Below are 23,221 nucleotides of genomic sequence, written 5' to 3' on the forward strand. Positions count from 1 at the left end.
GATTTATCCGTATTTTTACGGAGGGGAATGAACGATAATAGCCACGTTGTATTCTCTATGAGTTCTCCTATGTATCCATTAGATCAATTGAACCAAGCACCTGACGACCAGTCAGAGCTTACAATGTCAGTTTTGATGACACCTGATATGGCAAATTTCTCAGGTAATGTTCATGGTGGAGCAATTTTAAAACTGCTTGACCAAGTTGCTTATGCTTGTGCAAGTCGTTATTCAGGTAGCTATGTTGTTACCTTGTCGGTTGATAAAGTAAATTTCAAAGAGCCGATTTACGTTGGTGAATTAGTCACTTTTTTAGCGAGTGTTAATCATGTTGGGCGTACTTCTATGGAAGTGGGTATTCGCGTAGAAGCACAGAATATCCAGAAACGTACCATTCGACATACCAATACGTGTTATTTCACGATGGTTGCTGTTGATGAGGAACGAAAACCAAAAGCAGTTCCGATCTTGAAATTAGATACAGATTGGAAACGTTGCCGTTTTGAAGCTGCTGAGCAGCGTAAAGATATGCGCTTACAAGAGGTTCATCAACCTTCGTGCAGTATTTTTAAAAAACCGAGCAGTGTTAATTAGTTTATAAAAAGACTTTAAAAAAAGATCGAACCGCAGCATGGTTCGATCTTTTTTTTATTTGTAATTTAAGATTGCGAAGATCCTTACAAAAGTTGTGTGAGAGTAAATGTTAAGACCGCTTTAATTTGTTGTGGTCGTCGCAGAGCTTGCACTTGCTTCACTTGCAGTTACATCCGTTGTTGCTAGATCTTGTGTTTCAGGTTGTTCCTGAGTGGATACAACGACTTTTTCTTCCGTTACGTCGGCACGATGTGATTCCTTATGATTTGATGCAGCGAACGCTGTTGCCGCAGCAAGCGTTAGTGTTGTAGCAATTAAAGTTTTGATAAGTTTCATGTTTGGCATCCATATTTCAATTTGATTTAAGTTTTAGCCAAAATTTAAGTCATCAATGAATATGAGATCTCAAACCTTGGCATGGAGTTCATGCTAAGTGCCAAACTTTTTTACAGCAATATTTTTAACAATCTTTTACGTTGATCTTAACAATAGTGCAGCATAAATGAGCCTTATGTGGTTTCTCGGTAAAACTTTAGCTTTTAAGAGAGCGTGATAATGTATCTAAATATATTTTTGTGGTTGAAAAATAAGCTAGAAATTTACGTGTTTAGAACAATCCTGAGATTCGATGCCGCTTCTCATGATTGAATAAAGTTATTGGTATGCCTGAATTGAGAATATTTTTAGATGTCAGTACAGGCCAGGAGAGATGCTGAGCTTTTAGTTTGTTAAAGCCATGATGAAAACTATTCCATTCTTAGAAATTTTATCTATAAAATAAAACAAAGTTCAATTTAGAGAACCATGTGAAGATTCTTGCTCCTAAACCTGTTCCAACACATATTATTTCTGGTTTTTTAGGTGCGGGTAAGACAACTTTATTACAGCATTTATTAGCACAAAAGCCTGAACATGAAGTCTGGGCGATTCTTATGAATGAGTTTGGTCAAATCGGTGTCGATCAGCAATTGATTGCACAACAGCAAGGCTATGCCGTTAAAGAATTATTAGGTGGCTGTTTATGTTGTAGTAGTCAATTGCCCATGCAAATCGCACTGTCTCGATTACTGAGTGAGAGTAAGCCTGATCGATTATTTATTGAACCTACAGGCTTGGGGCATCCAGCTCAATTATTAGAACAACTCACCGAGCCACATTGGCAAAGCAGTTTGAATATGCGTGCTTTGGTGATTGTGGTTGATGGTAGTCGTTTACATGATCGTGAATGGGTACAACAGAATTTATATACCGATCAACTTAAAGCTGCACAAATTGTTGTCCTTTCACATGTTGATTGTATGAATGATGCGGATTGGCAGGCGTATTCGGCGTTAAAACAAGAATATCAAACCTATGTACAGTATTGGATTGAGGCTGAAAATGGACAAGTTGGATTGCCTCAACTTGATATTGTGCAACAACCTGTGCAACGTAAAATTCAACCACTATTAAAATTGCAAAAAATACAGTCAAATGATGAAAAGAGAGCTGAAATAAAACAACTTCCTTATCATTATGTAGAGACAACCCAAGGCTATACGGTTGGGGGGTGGAAATTGCCGAAACGTTGGCAATTCAACTTTTATAATTTATTAGACTTACTCTGTGCCCAACAAGATTGGGTCAGAATTAAAGGGATTTTTAATACTGATCAAGGGTGGAAGAGCTTTAATTTTAATCCTCAACAGTTTAACTATAAGTCTGCTGATGAAAGCATTGATAATCGAATTGAAATCATTACCCAGTCACATCAAGATTGGTTCGCATTTGAAACGCAGTTATTAGCGTGTTGCCGTAATATTGATCAATAGCGATGTTAACAAAACAGCGCATTATATTCAATAAATAGAGTATGCTTAGCGCCAAATTTGAGAACACAGTATCGAAGAGTATCGTTTATGGCGTTGAAAGCAACAATATATAAGGTAGACCTGAATATTGCCAATATGGATGAGCATATCTATGCGGATTATCAACTAACGCTTGCTTTGCACCCATCGGAAACGATTGAGCGTTTAATGGTACGTATTTTGGCTTATGCTCGATATGCAGATGAACGCTTAGAGTTTACCAAAGATCTATTTGAAACAGATGAGCCAGCGTTGTGGCAAAAAGACCTGACAGGGCTTTTAGAAAAGTGGATTGAAGTGGGTTGTCCATCTGAAGATAAAGTGAAAAAAGCCAGTGCGCGTTGTAAGAAAGTAGCCGTGGTGACTTACGGCTCTCAATCTGATGATTGGTGGCAAAAGAATACCAAGATTAAGACCTTAAGTAATGTGGACGTTTGGCAGTTAGTACCTCCAACGACACAAGCACTTGAACAGTTATGTGAACGCACCATGCAATTACAATTGAATATTATGGATGGGGAGTGGACACTGTTAAGCGACAAAGGGCAAGTCGAGATTCAGTGGCAACAATTGCAATAATTTTCAATAGAACTGTGTCTACGTTTGGAGTGAAATAAATGAGTACTGAATTAGAGATTATTGATTTAAAGATTGGTGAAGGTAAAGAAGCTGTTAGAGGGGCTTTAATCACAACGCATTACACGGGGTGGTTGGAAGATGGTACTCAGTTTGACTCTTCAATTGATCGTGGCAATTATTTTGAAACAGTGATTGGTACTGGTCGAGTCATCAAAGGTTGGGATCAAGGCATCATGGGAATGCGCGTTGGTGGAAAGCGTAAGCTTATCGTACCTGCTCATTTGGCTTATGGCGCACGTAAGATGGGAAAAATTATTCCTGCAAATGCCAATCTTACATTTGAAATTGAGCTTTTTGATGTAAAGACTCGAGACGAGTAATTCAATCTGAAATTTTACAAAGCATGGATCGTGTTGATTTGCTGAATGAGTCCTTGCTTTGTAACTAAATTACAAAAAATTACAATAATAGTACGAATTGCATTTTTAGATTAATGATAAATAATTGAATTTAATCACTTTTACTTTTTTCTATTTGTTCTGACATTCTTCTGAAAATTGTTGATTCTATAGACGGTTCTGTATATCTTTTAGATAAAGAGCAATGTATTTTTAATCAAATTTTTTTAAAAAAATGTGATGTTAATTTACCTTTTGGAGAAATTGCTTTTAATCATTGCCATCGGTGATCAGTCTAGTCACAACAATGGCTCGGTAAATTATAAAAATTCGATGTCTGTATTTACAGGCACTAAAAATTTGAGTGAGTAGAGGTAGCTATGAATGACTATTTGGATATCACCGCATCGGAACTATTAAAAGAGCTGCATAATTTTTTCTTGATCAATACATATAATGGTGCTGAAGCTGGTTTTTGGGTCAATGAGAAAGCATTGATTGATAAACATTATTGGATGGATGGGGAAAATAAAGTCGAAATTGTAAGAGAACTGAGTCCTTCACATCAGCATGCACCAGATTACCAAATCACCTTACTATCACCCTTGGATGGTCATGTTGTATTGCTAGAATATGATGGTGTAGGTAAAAAAATTCAAACCTTCCGCCGTGGAGAGTGGGTCAATCGGTTATATAAATATTTCTATCAAAAAGAACGCTATTATTTACAACAATTGTCTGAACACCCCAATTTTCAATTAATTCAATATTAATAGAGTTTTGAAGTGCTCAACATGCAGAATGTTGAGCACTTTTTCTTTTGTTGTGAAAAAATCATTTTATATTGCTATATATTTCATAAAATAAACTTTTAAGATTATTTTCAGATTCTAAAATTATAAATACAATCCTCACTCCCAGTTGGCGCACTAGAAGCTCTTACTTGTCCATAAATTGTAAGATGATTCATGCATGATTCGCGATCAGCCATTTTCTAATATTGAGACGATATCTCTATGACAACACGTTTAGTGTCTTCGACCTTTAAAAAGTTTTTAGGTCTAATGATTGGTGTGGTTGCGACTACGGCAACTTTTGCAGAAAATTCCAAAATTGATGCGACAACGTTAACCGTCATTGGTTATCATGAAATTACTGATCATAAAGATGCACTTATTCCAAGCTATGCGGTAACAACACAACAATTTAGTGAACATATTGATTGGTTACAAAAGAATGGCTATCACTTTATTAATGTTGATCAACTCCTTAAAGCTCATCAAGGCAAATATACGTTACCAACGAAGCCCGTTTTATTGACTGTTGATGATGGTTATCAGTCTTTTTATCAAAATGCTTATCCAATTATCCGTGCAAAAAAAATTCCAGTGGTGTTGGCTGTGGTTGGTTCTTGGTTAGAGCCAAAAGCCGATCAGAAAGTTGATTTTGGTGGTGATGAGATCGCACGGAATAAGATTTTAAGTTGGAATGAACTTAAAGAAATGCAAAATAGTGGTTTTGTTGAAATTGCGAGCCATAGTTATCATTTGCATCGTGGTGTCACCGCAAATCCTCAAGCTAACTCAGAGCCTGCTGCGATTACTCGAATCTACGATCTAAAAACCAAAACCTATGAAAGTGATGCGAGTTACCGAACACGTGTTTATCAAGATTTAAAAAAGAATAATGACTTATTAAAAGCACATGGTTTGCGTTCACCACGTGTCATGGTTTGGCCTTATGGTCGGTACAATATGCAATTAGTACAAATCTCCAAGCAATTGGGTATGCCGATTACAATTACTTTGGATGATGGTGCTGATCATGCAAAGCAATCGATTCAGAATATGGGACGTATTCTCATTCAAGGTAATATGTCGACCAATGCATTGGCACAGGAAATTAAAAATCGCGAACTCAATTTCAATGATAATAATCGTCCACAGAAAATTATGCATGTTGATTTAGATTATATTTATGATCCAGATCCACAACAACAAGAGCGTAATTTAGGTAATCTTTTAGATCGCATTAACGGAATGGGTGTAAAAACCGTTTATTTACAAGCATTTTCTGATCCTGACGCCAATGGTTCTGCGGATATGGTATATTTCCCAAATCGTCATATTCCAATGCGTGCTGATTTATTTAACCGAGTGGCTTGGCAAATTCAAACGCGTACGCCAGTACAACGTTTGTATGCTTGGATGCCTTTGCTTGCATGGGAATTACCTAAATCAGACCCAGTATCAAAAGAGTTGGTTGTAACACAGCAAGCCAAAGCAGATGAACATTTGAATATGGGTTATATACGTTTAAGCCCATACTCACCTAAAGCAAGACAAGCCATTAAAGAAATTTATCAAGATCTTGCAAAATCAACGCCTTTTGATGGTCTATTATTCCATGATGATGTGACATTGTCAGATTATGAAGATGCAAGTCCTCAAGCCTTAGCTGCTTATGCGAAGCAAGGTTTACCAACAGATCTTGCTCAAATACGGGACAATGATGACAAATTGCAGAAATGGACAGCATATAAAACGCGGACATTAGACGATTTTGCAATGGAGCTTGCAGGTGAAGTGCGTCAATATCAACCTTATTTGATGACGGCACGTAATTTGTATGCACAAGTTGCACTGAATCCATATGCGGAAAATTGGTACGCACAATCTTTGGAAGAGTCATTAAAACGCTATGATTTCACAGCGATTATGGCAATGCCTTATATGGAACAAGTGGATAATCCAGAGAAGTTTTATACTGATATTATGGATCGTGTAAAACAGTATCCAAATGGGATTAAAAAGACGGTCATGGAGTTACAAGCAATTAATTGGCGCAATGATCAGAAGATCCCTTCAGAAGAAATGGCTGCAACGATTAAATCACTTTATCAACAAGGTGCGATGCATATTGCGTATTATCCTGATGATCCGATTAAACAACATCCAGATGTAGAAACGATGCGTAAGGCTTTTGCTTTAAAATCATCACAATTAGTACCATAACGGAGTAATGTGTCGATGAGTATAATTGCTTTATTATGGGCTAATGCCATTAAATTTGTTTTTTATTATCCATTATTTATGTCGTATTTATGGATGGTAGGGGCAATTATTTTCTACTGGAAAGAACGCCAAGATCCACCTTATCAACAACCTGCAGCTTTGTCTGAATATCCTAAGGTTGCTGTTCTTGTTCCTTGTTTTAACGAAGGCGATAACGCAGAAGAAACCATCAGCCATGCTCTAAAATTAGATTATCCGAATTTTGAAGTGATTGCGATTAATGATGGAAGTTCAGATAACACGGGTGAAGTGCTGGATCGTCTAGCTGCACAGCATGAAAAATTACGTGTGGTACATCTTGCACAAAACCAAGGTAAAGCTATGGGGCTGCAAGCAGGCAGTTTAATGACGGATGCAGAGTTCCTGATCGGGATTGATGGAGATGCTTTACTTGATCCACATGCGGCACAGTGGATGATGCGCCATTTCCTAGAAGATCCAACTGTGGCAGCCGTAACAGGGAATCCACGTATTCGTACACGTTCAACATTATTGGGACGAATTCAGGTTGGTGAGTTTTCTTCAATTGTGGGCATGATTAAACGAGCGCAACGTACTTTTGGTCGTTTATTCACAGTCTCTGGTGTGATTACAGCCTTTCGTAAAAGCGCCGTGCATCAAGTCGATTATTGGTCTCCCAATATGCTGACTGAGGATATTGATATCACTTGGAAATTACAACGTGCTGGTTGGGATGTCCGTTTTGAGCCAAATGCCTTGGTTTGGATTTTGATGCCAGAGACTTTTAATGGTTTATGGAAGCAACGTTTGCGTTGGGCGATGGGTGGGGCACAAGTTCTGATTAAGAATATTGATGTATTTTTTAAACCGAAGCTCAATTTTCTTTGGCCATTAATGTTAGAGCTTTGTTTGACATTGGTTTGGTCATATTTGATGCTTATTATGGCTGTCATGTGGTTGTTACATTTTGTATTTACTATACCAGCCCTTGCTGTCGTCAGTTCGCCATTTTTACCATACGGTAGCGGAATTTTATTAGGTGCGACCTGCTTAATTCAGTTTGCTTTAAGCAAATGGATGGATAGTCGTTATGAACCAAGCTTAGGGAAAAATTATTATTGGATGATTTGGTACCCATTTGTATTTTGGTTAATTACGATTACTGCTACAATCGTCGCCTTTCCAAAAGTGCTATTTCGCGCTGAAGAAAAACGCGCTCGTTGGATTAGCCCTGATCGAGGAATTCGCTGAGTCGCAAGATTCATTTTGCTGAGAATAGAAATGAAAGCAAATAGTTTGATTATTGATGTACGTCGCCAACTCCCATGGCATAAACGCTACTTTTCTACGACCACGACAGCGATGATGTGGGGCGGTTGGTTGTTATTATGGCGGCCATTTATTTTGGTTTGGGTGTTAATTGAGCTGCAAAAAACGCATCTTGCTCAACGTTTAATGGCAGCGTTCAGTCAAGGTCTTGAGCACGGAATTACGGCACTTTTCATGTGTGCAGTAGCATTATTATTATGGGGACTCTTACCTTCAAAACGCATACATAAAAAACATGCGATTGAAAAAGAACTCCCAGATTATGCGCATTATTTCGAGTTGCCTGAACAAGAGATTCAAGCGGGTCGTCAACAGAAAGTCACAACACTACATCATGATGAAAATGGTAAAATTATTCGTGTTGAATAATGTTTATTGTTATCTCTAAATGAAATTGAATGCCTTAATGTAAATTGAGGCATTTTTTTATGGGTGTACTAAATTTTAGGCATAAAAAAACCAGCTTAGGCTGGATTTTTATTTGCACCATTTTTCATTAGTTGAAAAATGGTGCCCGAGGCCAGACTCGAACTGGCACGCTTTGTGGGCGGGGGATTTTAAATCCCCTGTGTCTACCGATTTCACCACTCGGGCATGTGCGCAATAATAGAGGAGACTTTAAAACTTGGCAAGACTAAAATGCATTAACTGCTTTCTTTTCAATCAAGTTATGTATTTATTTGACAAAAAATGAGCATTACTGATCTATTTCATGATTATTTCATCAAACTGAGATCAAAGCTTCATCTAAGTTAATTAGGTTTTATTGTTTGTAGTAATAAAATTAAGGTAGCAATCAGATGACAGCAAAAATTTCACGACGGGAACTCATTCAGAAAAGTTTATTTGGTTTTGGGGCTTTATCCTTATCGGTTGGTTTTACAGGATGTAATGATAGTTCAGATCAAGAAACATCTGCTTTACACGTTAATTTTGATCATGGCGTTGCGAGTGGTGATCCATTACAGGATCGTGTGATTTTATGGACACGTCTTACTCCTAGCGATTTAAGTGCGCGTTTACAAGTGACATGGCAAATTGCCTTGGACAGTCAATTTAAACAAATTATTAAATCAGACAAGGTGATAACTTCTGCATCGCAAGATTTTACCGTGAAAGTTGATGCGACAGGTCTAACTGCAAATCAAAGCTATTTTTATCGTTTCGTTTTTGGCGATAAAATTTCGCCAGTGGGTCAAACTAAAACCTTGCCGACCAGTACATCAACGGTCAGTTTTGCTGTGTGCTCGTGCTCTAATTATCCAGCAGGCTATTTTTATGTTTACCGTGAAATGGCAAAACAAAATGTAGATGTCGTGATTCATCTAGGTGACTATATTTATGAGTATGGTGCTGATGGTTATGCGACAGAAGATGCAGCGAAATTAGGGCGTACGCTTCCTACGGATAATAATAAAGAAATTATCAAATTAGATGATTATCGCAAACGCTATGCTTTATATCGTACAGATAAAGACTTACAAGCTTTACATCATCGCCATCCTTTTATTGTGATTTGGGATGACCATGAGTTAGCTAATGATACATGGAGAGAGGGTGCTGAAAATCATCAAGCCAATGAAGGTCCATTTCTCGATCGTAAATTAGCAGCATTACAAGCTTATTTTGAATGGATGCCAATTCGTCCAATTGATGATCAGCATATCAAGATTTATCGACAGTTTGATTTTGGTAATCTCGTTCAGCTCACCATGTTGGATACACGCATTATCGCGCGTGATAAGCAATTAGATTATGCAGATTATATGACTGCAAATGGTTTGAATGCTGCAAAATTCCAAGCGGACTTAACCAACCCTGCACGTACTTTGATGGGCTATACCCAACGGGATTGGTTACTCGGAAAACTTCAACAATCTAATGCGACATGGAATGTTTTGGGTCAACAAATATTAATGGCGAAGATGTTGATCCCAACTGAGTTATTATTATCTTTGGCTGCGATTGTATCGGGTAATCCGAGTGCAGAAGCTTTAAATCAAATGAATACACAAATCACTGAATTGGTGAAGTTAAAAATTCGTTTGCAACAAGGTGATCCAACCTTAACCCCACAAGAAAAAGCGCGTGTCCAGACGGTTGCACCTTATAACTTAGATGCATGGGATGGTTATTTTGTTGAGCGTGAAATTTTATACGGCACTTTGGCACAATTAAATAAAAAAGTTGTGGTGTTGGCAGGAGATACCCATAATGCATGGTCGTCTAATTTATATAGTAAAGATGGCGCATTTGTGGGTGTGGAATTGGCAACCAGTTCGATTTCATCACCGGGTTTAGAGAAATATTTAAGTATTCCATTGGCTCAGTTACAACAGTTTGAATTTGCCTTCACCACATTGATTGATGAGTTGAATTACTGCAACCTGAATCAACGTGGTTACTTAATTGTTCAATTTGATGAAACTCGGGTTCAGTCACAATGGATTTATGTTGATTCAATTAAGAAAGCTGAATATGTTGTTGATACAGCTAGACAATATCAGCTCAGTTTTGATAAGAGTTTGTTGCCAGTAAAAACGGCACAGCAAGTTGCGTAAACGATTGATACATCGAGCCAAACATTAATGTTTGGCTTTTTTTATTTATTAAATCACAGACATAAAAAAACCAGCTTACGCTGGATTTTTATTTGCACCATTTTTCATTAGTTGAAAAATGGTGCCCGAGGCCAGACTCGAACTGGCACGCTTTGTGGGCGGGGGATTTTAAATCCCCTGTGTCTACCGATTTCACCACTCGGGCTTTAAAACCAAATTTGGAGGCGGGGGTCGGAATCGAACCGGCGTACACGGAGTTGCAGTCCGCTGCATGACCATTCTGCCACCCCGCCATCATTTGGTGATGCACATATTAGCAACCTTTAGAAAAAAAACAATAGTGTTTGCCGTGAATATGCACATAAAAACAACATCTAAAAGAATATTGGTCAAATTATCATGTATTATTTACGCAATTGATTCATACCCACTTTGGAGATGCGCTGTGGCATTGGTTTTAGACGGTCGTGCGTTGGCAACACAAATCGAAGCTGATTTGTTGGTTCGTGTAGAAGCATTAAAAGCAAAAACGGGACGTACCCCAATTTTGGCAACAATTTTGGTTGGTGATGATGGTGCATCGGCAACGTATGTGCGTATGAAGGGCAATGCATGTCGCCGTGTCGGTATGGATTCACTGAAAGTTGAGCTTTCTAAAGAAACCACTACAGAACAATTGCTTGCTGAAATTGAAAAATTAAATGCGAATCCAGATGTACACGGTATTTTGTTGCAGCATCCAGTGCCTGAACAAATTGATGAGAGAGCATGTTTTGATGCGATTTCATTGGCGAAAGATGTTGATGGTGTAACATGTCTTGGTTTTGGTCGTATGGCAATGGGTGAAGCAGCTTATGGTTCTGCAACTCCAGCAGGTATTATGACAATCTTGCAAGAAAACAAGATTGAGATCGCGGGTAAACATGCAGTTGTTGTTGGTCGCTCTGCTATTCTTGGTAAGCCAATGGTAATGATGTTGTTACAAGCCAATGCAACAGTAACAATCTGCCATTCACGTACCCAAAACCTACCTGAATTAGTCAAACAGGCAGATATTATTGTAGGTGCAGTGGGTAAAGCTGAATTGATTCAAAAAGATTGGATCAAGCAAGGTGCAGTTGTCGTTGATGCTGGTTTCCATCCACGTGATGGTGGTGGTGTCGGTGATATTCAATTGGTGGGTATTGAAGAGGTTGCGTCTGCATATACACCAGTTCCAGGTGGTGTCGGTCCAATGACGATTACAACGTTGATTCGTCAAACGGTTGAAGCTGCTGAAAAAGCATTAGGATAAATATTAATAACTCCTTTCCAAGCGGTAATATTGGTCAGTTAAGCATTTTAAATTCTCCCCTTGCGAAGCGATGCTTCCCCTCTTTTTCAAAGAGGTTAGGGGAGATTTATCAATCAGTAATAATGAAATTATGCATAATTGACTGGCATTACTCGCCAAGAGGGGTTTTTTAGAATTGCATAAATATGAGTTGTACATTTCAATTTGCTAAAGCGCCTGAGCAATTGCTGAAAGCGTTGCATGATGTCATTCCAAGCACAGATTTATTAGCGCAGCAGCTCCCCGAAACGCCGATTTCTTTATGGTTAATTCCACCTGTGTTTCCAACAGACCGTTTAGATGACGAAGTGATTCGTCGTATTTGGAATGAAACGCCGTATTGGATTTTTTGTTGGGCTTCTGGTTTGGCGATGGCGCAATGGTTACTCGCTGAGCCTCATCATGTAAAAGACAAAGTGGTCTTAGATTTTGGTGCAGGTTCTGGTGTGGTTGCAATTGCTGCAAAAATGGCAGGTGCGAAGCGTGTAATTTGCTGTGACATTGATCAGGTCAGTTTGGCATCATGTCGTGAAAATGCATTGTTAAATAACGTCGAACTTGAGTACTTGGATGATTTATATAAATCTGAGCAAGTCGATGTATTACTGGCTGCGGACGTCTTATATGATCAATGCAATCGTTTCTTTTTAGATGAATTTCTTAAGTTTGCACCAGAGGTTTGGGTTGCGGATAGCCGAGTCAAAAACTTTAGCCATCCTCAATATATGAAAATAGATGAACGAAGTGCAACGACTTGGCCTGATTTGGATGAATCCAAAGAGTTTAGAAATGTGAGTTTTTATAAAACGCTGTGATTACAGCGTTTTTTTAAAACATCAAAAATGATTAAACCAAAATTTTTGATTGTGAGCATTTGATAAATTAGGTTTTATGATAACGATTCTTTGCTATGAAGATATGGGCATGCCAGTTTAATTTTCGGCGAATATTTTTCCGTTGTGGATCAAAATAAGCTAGTGGGGATTTTGAGTGTACTGAACTGAAAGGCGCTCAGCCTCAGTTTGAATAAACTGTATTTATCCATCTTTAGGCAGATCAGAAGATGTTTGCTGATAATAAGATAAAGCAATGTTTTAAATGAAAGACATGGTCATGAATAATGTATTCTAATCAAATACCATATTACAGATATGGTATTTGATCTTTGATTTTATTAAGAACAAGTATAACGAACGACTTTGAGCGTACTAGGGCGAGTTTCAAGTGCTTGACGTGTTGCATAGCCTTCACTGTTATTGAAATCAGGTGAGTTTGAAAGCCCAAAAGTTGCGCGGCTGTTCCCGAGTTTTACACCATATTGTTCTTGTTGGGCGGTATTTATAATTTCATTGACGCTGAGTATCGAAATTTTATAAGTTTTTCCTATGCCTAAAACTTGATTACAAGCATGTTGTAGTTTCTTTTCATCCAAATCTTGATTATTACGTGCTGCAAGCGTGTAGGCAATTGTTGCCGAAGTCGTTGTTTTATTTTCTATTTGATAACCTGTTACGCCATTGAATTGATGGGGCGTACTTTGGCATGCGGTGATGAGAACAGCACTGCTTATGATAAGGAATAAATTGGTTTTTTTCATATCTATGATCCTATTATTTCTATAATTAGTATGGCATAAAATAAGATCTGTATTGTGAGTAATCTTTACAACTCGGGTTATTCATCGTATTGGGGTTCAAAATTAAAGAAAAAATTTTCGTTTTCGAACAATTTTGCATATAATCTGCCAAATTTTTTATTCAATACAAAAGTCGTTGCTTTATTGATTGCAGTATTTTTGCTCGTTTTAACGGGCATTTAGTTTATTGGTCTGTTATAAGGCAAGTCTGGATAGGTGTGTCATGATCTCTACAGATAGTCAAAAAAAATATGTGGTTGCGTTTGACCAAGGTACAACAAGTTCACGAGCAATCGTGTTGGATCATGATGCAAATGTTATCAGTATTGCTCAGCGTGAATTTACGCAAATTTACCCACAGCCAGGTTGGGTTGAGCATGATCCTATGGAAATTTGGGCAACTCAAAGTTCTGTTTGGGTTGAAGCATTGGCGCAAGCAGGGATTTCAAGTGATCAAATTGCTGGGATTGGAATTACCAACCAGCGTGAAACGACGATCATCTGGGATAAAAAAACAGGGAAGCCAATTTATAACGCCATTGTTTGGCAAAGCCGTCAGAGCAATGAAATTTGTAATCAACTGCATCAAGATGGTTGGGATGACTATGTCCGTAAAGTGACGGGTCTAGTGATTGATCCATATTTTTCAGCGACAAAAATTAAATGGATTCTTGATCGTGTTGAAGGAAGTCGTGAGCGTGCGGAGCGCGGTGAGCTTTTATTTGGTACGGTGGATACGTGGTTGATTTGGAAATTGACCAATGGTCAAGTTCATGTGACTGACTATACCAATGCTTCACGTACAATGTTGTTTAATATAGAAACATTGGAATGGGATGACAAACTTTTAAAAGCCTTAAATATTCCTAAAGTCATGTTACCTGAGGTTCGTGGTTCTTCTGAAGTGTATGGATACACACATACCATTAGCGGTCAAGAAGTTGGAATTCCAATTGCAGGTATTGCGGGGGATCAACAAGCTGCATTATTTGGACAAATGTGTGTAGAAGTCGGGCAGGCCAAGAATACCTATGGGACGGGTTGTTTCTTATTGATGAACACAGGGAAGCGTATTGTTCAATCTGAACATGGTTTACTGACGACGATTGCATGTGGTGCAAAAGGTGAAGTGAACTACGCTCTAGAAGGTGCTGTATTTAATGGTGGATCATGTGTGCAATGGCTGCGTGACGAACTCAAAGCGATTAATGATTCGTATGATTCTGAATATTACGCCACCAAAGTGAAAGATAGTAATGGCGTATATGTTGTTCCTGCATTTACAGGTTTGGGTGCGCCATATTGGGACCCAACCGCACGTGGTGCGATCTTGGGTATTACACGTGGTGTGAGTATTGAGCATATTATTCGTGCGACACTAGAGTCGATTGCTTATCAAACACGTGACGTTTTAGATGCAATGCAGCAGGACTCTGGTGAAAAGCTGCGGACATTGCGTGTGGATGGTGGTGTAACGGCGAATAACTTCTTGATGCAATTCCAAGCGGATATTCTTTCAACTTCGGTTGAGCGTCCTGCGATGAAAGAAACGACAGGGATGGGAGCTGCATTTTTGGCTGGTTTAGCTGTCGGTTTTTGGTCGGATTTAAATGAATTGAAGAGTAGAATGTCGATCGAACGAACCTTTATACCTGAATGCAGTCAGGATCAAACTGAAAAATTGTATAAAGGTTGGTTAAAAGCTGTCGGACGTACTCGAGATTGGGCGGAAGATTAAGCTAAAATAGTCCCATATAATATGCCGTAAATAACATAGGATGGATGAGCATGAGCTTGATACTGCGCCAACAGAAAACCCTCGAATTAGTACGAGAGCGTGGTTATATTAGTATTGAAGAACTTGCTCAACATTTTGATGTGACCCCCCAAACCATTCGCCGTGATATCAATCAATTGGCAGATGAAGGGTTATTACGGCGTTATCATGGCGGCGCTGCGCATGATTCGAGTGTTGAAAATACTGAATATACAATGCGTGTTGGGCACATGCTTGAGCAAAAGAGAACGATTGCGGAGGCGGTTGCTGCTGCTGTTCCAGATCATGCTTCATTATTTATTAATATTGGTACAACAACTGAAGCAATTGCACATGCCTTACTCAATCACACTGGTTTAAAAATTATTACCAATAACCTGAATGTTGCAAAAATCCTCAGTACCAAAGAAGACTTTGAAGTGTTGATTGCCAGTGGTCGTGTTCGTCCAGATGGTGGCGTCATTGGACAGGCAACGGCAGATTTTTTTAAACAGTTTAAAGCTGATTATGCGCTTGTCGGTATTAGTGGTATTGAAGCGGATGGTACATTGCTGGATTTTGATTTTCAGGAAGTGTGTGTCTCTCAAGAGATTCTTTCAAGCGCACGCCAAGTTTTTTTAGCCGCCGATAGTAGTAAGTTTGGTCGTAATGCGATGATTCGTTTAGGCTCACTTAAACAAGTGGATTGTATTTTTACTGATCAACAACCGAATGAAGAATTTATAAAAATGATTCGAGATTTAGATGTCGGTTTGATTATTGCAAAATAAATCTTCATTTTCGAAAAATTGTTACTTTTCTTGAGCTAATCAATTTGGCTCAAGATATGTGCTATAAAAAACATATTTAGTCTTATAAATAAAGTCACTTAGCTAGTTTTATAGAATCCTATTCAAAAAATGATTTTACCATTTATCTAAAAATGCCTATAGATTGGTATTTTTTGGGTTGTTTTTGATTGTTTATTTTCACTTTATATGTTTAAATTTTCATTATCGAAAAATAATGAAAATTTGCGGTGATTTATGCAAACTTCTCCTCAGACAAATGAAAGAATTTATGACCTTGCTGTGATTGGTGGTGGTATCAATGGTGTTGGTATTGCAGCTGATGCATCAGGGCGTGGTTTGTCAGTATTCTTGTGTGAAAAAGACGATTTAGCCAGTCATACTTCGTCTGCAAGCAGTAAGCTCATTCATGGTGGTTTACGCTATTTAGAGCACAAAGAATTTCGTTTGGTGCGTGAAGCATTGGCTGAACGTGAAGTTTTATTGGCTAAAGCACCCCATATTATTCGTCCAATGCGGTTTATCATGCCGCATCGTCCACATCTTCGCCCTGCATGGTTAATTCGTACAGGTCTGTTCTTTTATGATCACTTAGGTAAACGTGAAAAATTATTGGGTTCGAACAATGTCTATTTTAAAGAAGACAGCCCTTTAAACTCTGCAATTACACGTGGTTTTGAATATTCAGACTGTGCTGTAGATGATTCTCGCTTGGTTGTACTCAATGCGATGCATGCACGTGAGAAAGGCGCAGAAGTTGTGACTCGTACACGTTGCTTATCTGCACAACGTGAAGGGCAGTATTGGGTTGTGGATTTGGAAAATGCGCAAGGTCAATTCCAGATTAAGGCAAAAGTACTCGTGAATGCTGCGGGTCCTTGGGTTGCACAATTCATCAAACAAGATTTACAGCTTCAATCACCGTATGGTATTCGTCTAATTCAAGGTAGTCATATTATTGTGCCGAAGCTGTATGAAGGCGATAAAGCATTTATTATGCAGAATGATGATCGCCGTATTGTGTTCGCAATTCCATATTTGGATCAATACACCATGATTGGGACAACGGATCATGAATATCAAGGTGACCCTGCGCAAGTCAAAATTACGCAAGAAGAAATTGATTATTTGATTGAAGTGAGTAATGCACATTTCAAAAAACAGCTCAAGCAAGCTGATATTGTGTCAACTTTTGCAGGTGTGCGTCCACTCTGTGATGATGAATCAGATAATCCTTCTGCAATTACACGTGATTATACTTTGGCACTCTCTAAAGAAGCAGATGATCAAGCACCGTTACTGTCTGTGTTTGGCGGGAAATTAACGACTTATCGTAAGCTGGCTGAATCAGCTATGCAGCAGCTCAAAGTTTTTTTTCCTGAAATGCAAGGGAGTTGGACTGCGACTGAAGCTTTACCAGGCGGGGAGAATATGCAGTCTGTTGCACAATTGATACAGGAGATTCGTGCGCAAATTACAGATGTTTCTGATGCTTTGGCAAAACGTTGGGCTTGTGCGTATGGTTCTCGTGTTTGGAATTTTTTAGGTGAAGTCACTTCTGTTGAGCAGTTAGGACAACATTTTGGTCAAGGTTTGTATGTCAAAGAAGTGGATTATTTATGTACTGCTGAATGGGTAACCACCAGTCAGGATGTATTGTGGAGACGTTCTAAACTAGGACTTAGCTTCACGCAAAAAGAAACAGAAGCTTTGGATACCTATCTGACTGTAAAAACACATAGCAACGAAGCAGCTTAAAAATTGTATAACCGTACTGTCTTTAAAAAGCCTTTTATTTAACGCCAAAGTTAAGCGGTGTCGGAGCACCGAAGGGTACCGACATTAGCCATGAGAATGCCGAAGGCATGGTCAGTGTCGGCGTCCGCTTGAACGACCAGTTAGGCCTGGGTGATCGGTGGCAATACCTTGTAGTACATTATCAGAAAGTCATCGGCACCCATGTGCATGCGGTGCCAATCTCTGTTGGTAGTGATGCGACATTGAACTTCAAATTGTTGGCCGACTTGCTTGTTCGAGACTGGAATCACAACCTTCGCACCAGTTGCTGGTGCGTTTTGCCACGGTTTCGTGGATGTCCACATAATGCTGTATGAGTTCGGATCATAAGCAGGGTCAACCTCCAGCTCAAGGGTCAAAGTGTCGCCGGGCCGCAAATGCATTTGGGGCTGATCAAGAAACATGAGCATGATGCCGCCATCGTGACATGGCTGAAACTGACTCCTTGTGAATGCGTTTCCGAAAGAGTCAGTTACCCGTAGGATTAATGGAACGTCGTAGGTTTCTTGCATGCCCATCGCTCGATAGTAGCTTTTGAGTGATTCGATGATGTCATTCGAGTAGCAAATGATTTGCTCTGCCTGTCTTGCGCTTATGGCGTTCGCATGTGCAAGGTTGTTGCGAGGGACTAAAAGGCGCTTAAGGAACGTTCGCGCTTCATCCCGCCCATCTGGAAAGGCTTCGCACATAGCTGGGAAGAAGTGATTTTTAAAAAGATCCGGTTTGCAAATTATGTCCACTGCATCTTCGAGTAGAACTGCATCTATATTTCTTGGGTATCGAAGTGGCTCTGCGGCACGCCGAGTGGCGACTTGTAGTGCCAATGTATTTTTTATCAGCCTGTTGCCTGATGCGTCTTCATGCGAAAAGTAGTCTCCATAGACCGGCGTAAGAGTGTCATCTATAAGTCGACGCAACCAGTGCTCAAGGGACTCGATTTTTTCCTTGCACAGACTTCGAATTACGGAGTCCTTCATGCTGCTTAGATCTGCGGACATATTGTTTCCAAGGCCTAACTTTAATGCTAAGAGGTAGCACCCCTCAACAAACTACAATCTGAGATTGACCTCAGAACCATCAAAAATACACTGAAACCGTGCAGGGTGCTATCCCACTTGAGTGTTGAGTTGGAAATATTTTCAACGCGTATTTTTATTTAAGTATTATTTTTGGTATTCGCGTTTTAATTTCTTTCTGACACCATTAGAAAATATTAGTGCTAAAGGAAGCCCTAGAAGTCTTAGCGGATTTATAAAATGAGTCCAATATGGTTTTGCATACCATCTTTTCATCCTATTTCCCAAATAATCATTATCATATTCCCAATCTGGCATTAAAAACCATAACATACATGGGAATAAAAGAAATGATTCAAATGCAAACGAAGCACATACATCTTTAATAATTACTGCATTCACATCTTCCCATGTCTGATGATTTTCAATTATTTTTTCAGCATACTTAGCGAACTCTTGCTCCTCGAGTCCAATCTCTGTCCATGAATATGATATTACAATCCAAATATCGAAATTATCACTCATTATAATTGCGCCAATTTATTTCTAACTAATGCTTAAGGGGTAATGGTCCACAACAATTTAAAATCTGAGATTTGCTTTGAAACCTAAAAATTAACCACAACTAGCGCGGGGCGTTATCGCACTTGACGCATCAGTTAGGCTTAATACAACTCACATTTATTCTAATTTCATTTTGGTGGGTGTAAATTCGTTAAATCTTGGAACAAAACAGCTTTATCATTTTCAATGATATATATTTTATATTCGAAAATTGCTATTTGTTTATTTTTACTAACTTGCTTTGACCAATCTGCATTTAGAAGTATATTCTCATCTTTGTGCCTATCAATAGTCCAATTAAGATTTATTAGCTCATAACCTTTTACATCTTTATGGCTATGGTGGATAGGATACATAAATGGGAGTGCATAAACTCCAATTAGATTTTTATCTAAAAAACGTCCACCACCCAAATATGTACTCCCCTGAGGCCATAAAGCCAATGCTGTAAATGAAGGTATTTCTGATAATGCAGTATAGCTATCCGTATAATCTGTTCCTAAAAGACTACCTTTATGTAATGAATACAGTAAATAACGACCGTCAAAAGAAATATCACACTTTTCTTCATAAATCCTAGCTTTAATCCAAGAACCATGAATGAACTCATTAGTATTTAAATCCCATTTCATAAGATGATACCAACGAGTCGGTCCGCGCCGCAGAACAGCAGCAATATTAGATTTTTCAGAAAATAAAATATGAATTTTTTGATTTTTTTTCATTGATATAGCTTATAGCCTAACTATTTTTATATGGTAGAAGTGACACTTAAGATTCCAAATTCTGCTGCATAAGAGACCTGATTGATTAAAATGAGTTATTGATTTATTTCAACTTAAAACTATCATCGAATAATAAAAATAACAAGCATAATAAAATGTCAGTTCAACAGCCTAAATTGCTTGATGCAGTTAGGCAACGTATGCGTTATAAGTATATAAGCTATAGGGCTGAACAGGCGTATTATTTAAGGTATTTCTAGTCGTGGTGAAACCAAAATCTTCGATTTTCTGACGTATCACTACGTTGATGGTTTGTGGCATTTCTTTGGTTGGTGGTGCAGCATTATTGCTTTCTCAGTTACTTACACATATGTTGCACTTCGTTACTGAATCCGCAAAATAAAAAGGTCGCGATTGCGACCTTTTATCAATTATTTGATTTCTATTCCGCCTAATGATTGACAGTTTGGAGGCGTAGATAACCATTTAATGGCGGTGCCTGTCATTACAGGTCTGACCAGTCGCCATGGCCAAAAGCCAAATCGCTGACTTGCATTGTAATGAATAATGGCATCAGCATCTAACTTCTCCGCTTTATCAATAATTTTTGGATAAAGATCAGTCACACTACCATAGGTGTTTTTACCGATCTTCAAGTGTTTGATTTCAGTATATTGATTATTGGTCGGTGTACCTGAGATGAGACAAATAGGTGTTGTTTTGTGTATTTCCGTTGAATCTGCCGCCGTATTGCGATCATTGGCATATATTTCACCGCAAAGTGTAAATAAAAGTGTAGTAAGAATGATGTGCTTTTTCAAAAGATTTCCCCTTGTTGTTGGCTATGAAATTATTAATATATTTTTATTAATAAAAGGCCGCCGAAGCGACCTTTTAAAATCTCCCTTATCCCTCTTTCTTTACGAAAGAGAGAGGCGGGGGAGTTAAGCAGATTTAACAGCTGCTAATAATTCATTTTGACGATCTTTAAGCGCTTGAGGTAGGCGATCACCAAGTTTAGTAAATAACTCAGTGTGGCTTTCAAGTTCTTTGATCCATTGATCTTTGTCTTGAGCTGTTACTGTATTGAATTGCTCTTTAGAGAAATCAATACCAGTCCAGTTCAACTGTTCATAAGTTGGAACTAAACCGATTGGTGTTTCAGTCGCTTCAGCACGACCTTCACAACGATCAATGATCCACTCAAGAACACGCATGTTTTGACCGAAACCAGGCCATACGAAGTTGCCTTCAGCATCACGACGGAACCAGTTTACGTTGAAGATTTTTGGTAATTTATTACCAGCAGCTTCAGCTTTTGCACCCACTTCTTGACCGAGTTGTAACCAGTGACCGAAGTAGTCAGCCATGTTATAACCAGCGAAAGGAAGCATTGCAAATGGGTCACGGCGAACAATACCTTGTTGACCAACAGCCGCAGCAGTTGTTTCTGAACCCATTGTTGCAGCTTTATAAACACCATCAACCCAGTCAAAAGCTTCTGATACTAAAGGTACTGTATCTGCACGACGACCACCGAAGATGAATGCAGAGATTGGCACACCCGCTGGATTTTCCCAGTCAGCATCAATCGAAGGACATTGACCCGCAGAAACGGTAAAGCGAGAGTTTGGATGCGCTGCTTTTTCGCCTTCAACGTAAGGTTGACCTTTCCATGTTGTTAGGTCAGCAGGGACTTCTTTAGTTAGACCTTCCCACCATACTTCGCCGTCTTTGGTCACTGCAACGTTGGTATAAATAACGTCTTTATGCATTGTTGCAATACAGTTCGGGTTGGTTTTGGTATTTGTACCAGGTGCAACACCGAAGAAACCAGCTTCTGGGTTGATTGCATATAAGCGACCATCTTCACCTGGTTTGATCCAAGCAATATCATCACCTACAGTTTCAATTTTCCAACCTTCATAACCTGCTGGTGGAATCAACATTGCAAAGTTTGTTTTACCACATGCAGAAGGGAATGCTGCTGCGATGTAGTGTTTCTCACCTTGTGGATTGGTCACACCTAAAATAAGCATGTGTTCAGCTAACCAACCTTGTTCACGACCCATTGCCGAAGCAATACGTAATGCTAGGCATTTCTTACCAAGTAATGCATTACCACCATAACCAGAACCGTAAGACCAGATTTCACGAGTTTCTGGGTAATGAACGATATATTTTTCGTTATTACATGGCCAAGCAACATCTTTTTGACCGTCTTTTAATGGAGCAGCAACGGTATGCACACATGGGATAAACTCACCATCTGTACCTAATACGTCATAAACTGCTTTACCCATACGTGCCATTTTTGTCATGCTGACAGCAACGTAAGGTGAATCTGTTAATTCAATACCGATATGAGCAATATGGCTGCCTAAAGGACCCATTGAGAAAGGAACAACGTACATCGTACGACCTTCCATTGCGCCATCAAATAAGCCATTTAATTTCGCACGCATTTCAGCAGGTGCAACCCAGTTGTTTGTTGCGCCAGCATCTTCTTGGTTTTCAGAGCAAATATAAGTGCGGTCTTCAACACGAGCAACATCAGAAGGATCAGAATTTGCAAGATAAGAACCAGGATGTTTTTCTTGGTTAAGTTTTTGCATAGTGCCGTTAGCAATCATCAAGTCGATCAGACGTTGATATTCTTCTGCGCTTCCGTCACACCATTCAATTTTTGCTGGTTTAGTTAATTTTGCAATTTCTTCCACCCATGCAATAAGCTTAGGGTGACGAACGAATTCTGGTGCGTTCACTTGGGTCATGGTGATGCCTTTTTAAAGTGTGTACGACGTACAGTTCTATTCATTGGATGACAATGAAAATAGATGGAGTAAAAAAAGTGGCTGTATTAAAGCATAAAATCGTAAAAAAAATAAGATGCTGCAAAGTTAAAACTCGTTAATATAAGAATGTATATTTTTACATTACATATTGTTTTTGTTTGTTTTGATTGTTTTTTGCTATTCTAACCCGAATCGTGGATAAAAAATTGACTTGAAAAATAAAAGAACTAGAGCCATCAGTTGAGTTACCAAACCTAAAGCTCTAGTCCTAATGTTCAATAGTACCGAATTATTCTGTGTAATCGATGATTTCTTTCTTAAATTTGAATCAACTTATTGGAAGTTTCTCAAACAAATCCGCTACTCTTTAAGAATCAGAACTGCACAGCTGACCATCTCGGAAATTAGCTTTATCGCCATTTGGTATAAGTGTTCTCACTTCAG

Annotated in this window: 22 protein-coding genes, 3 tRNA genes and 1 pseudogene; 15 read left to right on the plus strand and 11 right to left on the minus strand. The window is 38.8% G+C overall.

Translation table 11 applies throughout. From position 1 onward, the window contains the following. Positions 1–69 precede the first annotated feature (69 nt). On the plus strand, positions 70–594 hold the full coding sequence (locus C502_RS0115395; protein WP_018679688.1) for an acyl-CoA thioesterase: 525 nt from the start codon (positions 70–72) through the stop codon (positions 592–594). Between the two features lie 120 nt (positions 595–714). Here the strand turns inward: C502_RS0115395 and C502_RS0115400 are convergent, their stop codons facing one another. Continuing rightward, on the minus strand, positions 715–930 hold the full coding sequence (locus C502_RS0115400) for a hypothetical protein (protein WP_018679689.1): 216 nt from the start codon (positions 928–930) through the stop codon (positions 715–717). 470 nt (positions 931–1,400) lie between these two features. Here C502_RS0115400 and C502_RS0115405 point away from each other — a divergent pair, with 470 nt between their 5' ends. The 7 genes from C502_RS0115405 to pgaD all read left to right on the plus strand — a co-directional run bounded on the left by C502_RS0115405 (position 1,401) and on the right by pgaD (position 8,154). After that, a complete protein-coding gene (locus C502_RS0115405; RefSeq protein ID WP_018679690.1) occupies positions 1,401–2,405 on the plus strand; it encodes a CobW family GTP-binding protein in 1,005 nt (334 codons plus the stop codon). Between the two features lie 87 nt (positions 2,406–2,492). Beyond that, positions 2,493–3,023, plus strand: a complete 531-nt coding sequence (locus C502_RS0115410) for a YaeQ family protein (RefSeq protein ID WP_018679691.1) — start codon at positions 2,493–2,495, stop codon at positions 3,021–3,023. 38 nt (positions 3,024–3,061) lie between these two features. Beyond that, positions 3,062–3,403: an FKBP-type peptidyl-prolyl cis-trans isomerase gene (locus tag C502_RS0115415; RefSeq protein ID WP_018679692.1), complete on the plus strand. Its 342-nt coding sequence runs from the start codon at positions 3,062–3,064 to the stop codon at positions 3,401–3,403. A 398-nt stretch (positions 3,404–3,801) separates the two neighbouring features. Beyond that, a complete protein-coding gene (locus tag C502_RS0115420) occupies positions 3,802–4,194 on the plus strand; it encodes a hypothetical protein (protein ID WP_018679693.1) in 393 nt (130 codons plus the stop codon). A 291-nt stretch (positions 4,195–4,485) separates the two neighbouring features. Further along, entirely contained in the window at positions 4,486–6,435 is a 1,950-nt protein-coding gene (gene pgaB, locus C502_RS0115425; protein WP_228129348.1) for a poly-beta-1,6-N-acetyl-D-glucosamine N-deacetylase PgaB, read from the plus strand. A gap of 15 nt (positions 6,436–6,450) precedes the next feature. Continuing rightward, complete coding sequence (pgaC, locus tag C502_RS0115430) at positions 6,451–7,707, plus strand: poly-beta-1,6-N-acetyl-D-glucosamine synthase (protein WP_018679695.1); 1,257 nt, start codon at positions 6,451–6,453, stop codon at positions 7,705–7,707. 30 nt (positions 7,708–7,737) lie between these two features. Further along, complete coding sequence (gene pgaD / locus C502_RS0115435; RefSeq protein ID WP_018679696.1) at positions 7,738–8,154, plus strand: poly-beta-1,6-N-acetyl-D-glucosamine biosynthesis protein PgaD; 417 nt, start codon at positions 7,738–7,740, stop codon at positions 8,152–8,154. Positions 8,155–8,293: 139 nt separating this feature from the next. Here the strand turns inward: pgaD and C502_RS0115440 are convergent. Further along, positions 8,294–8,379 (minus strand) — tRNA-Leu (locus tag C502_RS0115440). Positions 8,380–8,585: 206 nt separating this feature from the next. Between C502_RS0115440 and C502_RS0115445 the strand changes: the two genes are divergently transcribed. Further along, positions 8,586–10,346: an alkaline phosphatase D family protein gene (locus tag C502_RS0115445; protein WP_018679697.1), complete on the plus strand. Its 1,761-nt coding sequence runs from the start codon at positions 8,586–8,588 to the stop codon at positions 10,344–10,346. Between the two features lie 119 nt (positions 10,347–10,465). Here the strand turns inward: C502_RS0115445 and C502_RS0115450 are convergent. Both C502_RS0115450 and C502_RS0115455 read right to left on the minus strand, forming a co-directional pair. Next, positions 10,466–10,551: transfer RNA gene (locus C502_RS0115450), tRNA-Leu, on the minus strand. Positions 10,552–10,565: 14 nt separating this feature from the next. After that, positions 10,566–10,639 (minus strand) — tRNA-Cys (locus C502_RS0115455). Between the two features lie 152 nt (positions 10,640–10,791). On the opposite strand from C502_RS0115455, the gene folD reads away from it, so the two are divergent. Next, positions 10,792–11,640 carry a bifunctional methylenetetrahydrofolate dehydrogenase/methenyltetrahydrofolate cyclohydrolase FolD gene (gene folD, locus C502_RS0115460; protein WP_018679698.1) on the plus strand — a complete coding sequence of 283 codons (849 nt, stop codon included), beginning with the start codon at positions 10,792–10,794 and terminating at the stop codon, positions 11,638–11,640. Positions 11,641–11,825: 185 nt separating this feature from the next. Then, entirely contained in the window at positions 11,826–12,494 is a 669-nt protein-coding gene (locus C502_RS0115465; protein ID WP_018679699.1) for a class I SAM-dependent methyltransferase, read from the plus strand. A gap of 359 nt (positions 12,495–12,853) precedes the next feature. On the opposite strand, the gene C502_RS0115470 is transcribed toward C502_RS0115465, so the two are convergent. After that, the gene (locus tag C502_RS0115470; RefSeq protein WP_018679700.1) at positions 12,854–13,276 is read right to left on the minus strand and encodes a hypothetical protein; all 423 of its coding nucleotides are present in this window, start codon (positions 13,274–13,276) and stop codon (positions 12,854–12,856) included. Positions 13,277–13,538: 262 nt separating this feature from the next. On the opposite strand from C502_RS0115470, the gene glpK reads away from it, so the two are divergent. The 3 genes from glpK (at position 13,539) to glpD (ending at position 17,638) form a co-directional block, all read left to right on the plus strand. Beyond that, a complete protein-coding gene (glpK, locus tag C502_RS0115475) occupies positions 13,539–15,053 on the plus strand; it encodes a glycerol kinase GlpK (protein WP_018679701.1) in 1,515 nt (504 codons plus the stop codon). Positions 15,054–15,103: 50 nt separating this feature from the next. Further along, positions 15,104–15,862, plus strand: a complete 759-nt coding sequence (locus C502_RS0115480; protein ID WP_018679702.1) for a DeoR/GlpR family DNA-binding transcription regulator — start codon at positions 15,104–15,106, stop codon at positions 15,860–15,862. 255 nt (positions 15,863–16,117) lie between these two features. Continuing rightward, positions 16,118–17,638, plus strand: a complete 1,521-nt coding sequence (glpD, locus tag C502_RS0115485) for a glycerol-3-phosphate dehydrogenase (RefSeq protein ID WP_018679703.1) — start codon at positions 16,118–16,120, stop codon at positions 17,636–17,638. 140 nt (positions 17,639–17,778) lie between these two features. On the opposite strand, the gene C502_RS0115490 is transcribed toward glpD, so the two are convergent. From C502_RS0115490 to C502_RS0115510, 6 genes are all read right to left on the minus strand, one after another. Further along, positions 17,779–18,675, minus strand: coding sequence for a hypothetical protein (locus C502_RS0115490; RefSeq protein WP_018679704.1), 897 nt, complete (start codon positions 18,673–18,675; stop codon positions 17,779–17,781). A gap of 165 nt (positions 18,676–18,840) precedes the next feature. Then, a complete protein-coding gene (locus C502_RS0115495; protein ID WP_018679705.1) occupies positions 18,841–19,218 on the minus strand; it encodes a hypothetical protein in 378 nt (125 codons plus the stop codon). A gap of 167 nt (positions 19,219–19,385) precedes the next feature. Beyond that, positions 19,386–19,982 carry a hypothetical protein gene (locus tag C502_RS18650; RefSeq protein WP_018679706.1) on the minus strand — a complete coding sequence of 199 codons (597 nt, stop codon included), beginning with the start codon at positions 19,980–19,982 and terminating at the stop codon, positions 19,386–19,388. Positions 19,983–20,171: 189 nt separating this feature from the next. Continuing rightward, positions 20,172–20,303, minus strand: coding sequence for a hypothetical protein (locus C502_RS19665; RefSeq protein ID WP_265596782.1), 132 nt, complete (start codon positions 20,301–20,303; stop codon positions 20,172–20,174). 110 nt (positions 20,304–20,413) lie between these two features. Then, on the minus strand, positions 20,414–20,803 hold the full coding sequence (locus C502_RS0115505) for a hypothetical protein (RefSeq protein WP_018679707.1): 390 nt from the start codon (positions 20,801–20,803) through the stop codon (positions 20,414–20,416). A gap of 123 nt (positions 20,804–20,926) precedes the next feature. Next, entirely contained in the window at positions 20,927–22,756 is a 1,830-nt protein-coding gene (locus C502_RS0115510) for a phosphoenolpyruvate carboxykinase (GTP) (RefSeq protein WP_018679708.1), read from the minus strand. Between the two features lie 292 nt (positions 22,757–23,048). Here C502_RS0115510 and C502_RS18985 point away from each other — a divergent pair. Further along, positions 23,049–23,221, plus strand: a pseudogene (locus C502_RS18985) (IS982 family transposase); the annotation flags it as partial.

This window comes from Acinetobacter tjernbergiae DSM 14971 = CIP 107465 (genome assembly GCF_000374425.1).
In the GTDB taxonomy this organism is placed as follows: Bacteria; Pseudomonadota; Gammaproteobacteria; order Pseudomonadales; family Moraxellaceae; genus Acinetobacter; species Acinetobacter tjernbergiae.

Coding starts and splice junctions, on each gene's coding strand:
- C502_RS0115395 (WP_018679688.1), top strand. CDS start 70: ATGTATCCATTAGATCAATTGAACCAAGCACCTGACGACCAGTCAGAG.
- C502_RS0115400 (WP_018679689.1), bottom strand. CDS start 930: ATGAAACTTATCAAAACTTTAATTGCTACAACACTAACGCTTGCTGCG.
- C502_RS0115410 (WP_018679691.1), top strand. CDS start 2,493: ATGGCGTTGAAAGCAACAATATATAAGGTAGACCTGAATATTGCCAAT.
- C502_RS0115415 (WP_018679692.1), top strand. CDS start 3,062: ATGAGTACTGAATTAGAGATTATTGATTTAAAGATTGGTGAAGGTAAA.
- C502_RS0115420 (WP_018679693.1), top strand. CDS start 3,802: ATGAATGACTATTTGGATATCACCGCATCGGAACTATTAAAAGAGCTG.
- pgaB (WP_228129348.1), top strand. CDS start 4,486: ATGATTGGTGTGGTTGCGACTACGGCAACTTTTGCAGAAAATTCCAAA.
- pgaC (WP_018679695.1), top strand. CDS start 6,451: ATGAGTATAATTGCTTTATTATGGGCTAATGCCATTAAATTTGTTTTT.
- pgaD (WP_018679696.1), top strand. CDS start 7,738: ATGAAAGCAAATAGTTTGATTATTGATGTACGTCGCCAACTCCCATGG.
- C502_RS0115445 (WP_018679697.1), top strand. CDS start 8,586: ATGACAGCAAAAATTTCACGACGGGAACTCATTCAGAAAAGTTTATTT.
- C502_RS0115465 (WP_018679699.1), top strand. CDS start 11,826: ATGAGTTGTACATTTCAATTTGCTAAAGCGCCTGAGCAATTGCTGAAA.
- C502_RS0115470 (WP_018679700.1), bottom strand. CDS start 13,276: ATGAAAAAAACCAATTTATTCCTTATCATAAGCAGTGCTGTTCTCATC.
- glpK (WP_018679701.1), top strand. CDS start 13,539: ATGATCTCTACAGATAGTCAAAAAAAATATGTGGTTGCGTTTGACCAA.
- C502_RS0115480 (WP_018679702.1), top strand. CDS start 15,104: ATGAGCTTGATACTGCGCCAACAGAAAACCCTCGAATTAGTACGAGAG.
- glpD (WP_018679703.1), top strand. CDS start 16,118: ATGCAAACTTCTCCTCAGACAAATGAAAGAATTTATGACCTTGCTGTG.
- C502_RS0115490 (WP_018679704.1), bottom strand. CDS start 18,675: ATGTCCGCAGATCTAAGCAGCATGAAGGACTCCGTAATTCGAAGTCTG.
- C502_RS0115495 (WP_018679705.1), bottom strand. CDS start 19,218: ATGAGTGATAATTTCGATATTTGGATTGTAATATCATATTCATGGACA.
- C502_RS18650 (WP_018679706.1), bottom strand. CDS start 19,982: ATGAAAAAAAATCAAAAAATTCATATTTTATTTTCTGAAAAATCTAAT.
- C502_RS19665 (WP_265596782.1), bottom strand. CDS start 20,303: ATGCCACAAACCATCAACGTAGTGATACGTCAGAAAATCGAAGATTTT.
- C502_RS0115510 (WP_018679708.1), bottom strand. CDS start 22,756: ATGACCCAAGTGAACGCACCAGAATTCGTTCGTCACCCTAAGCTTATT.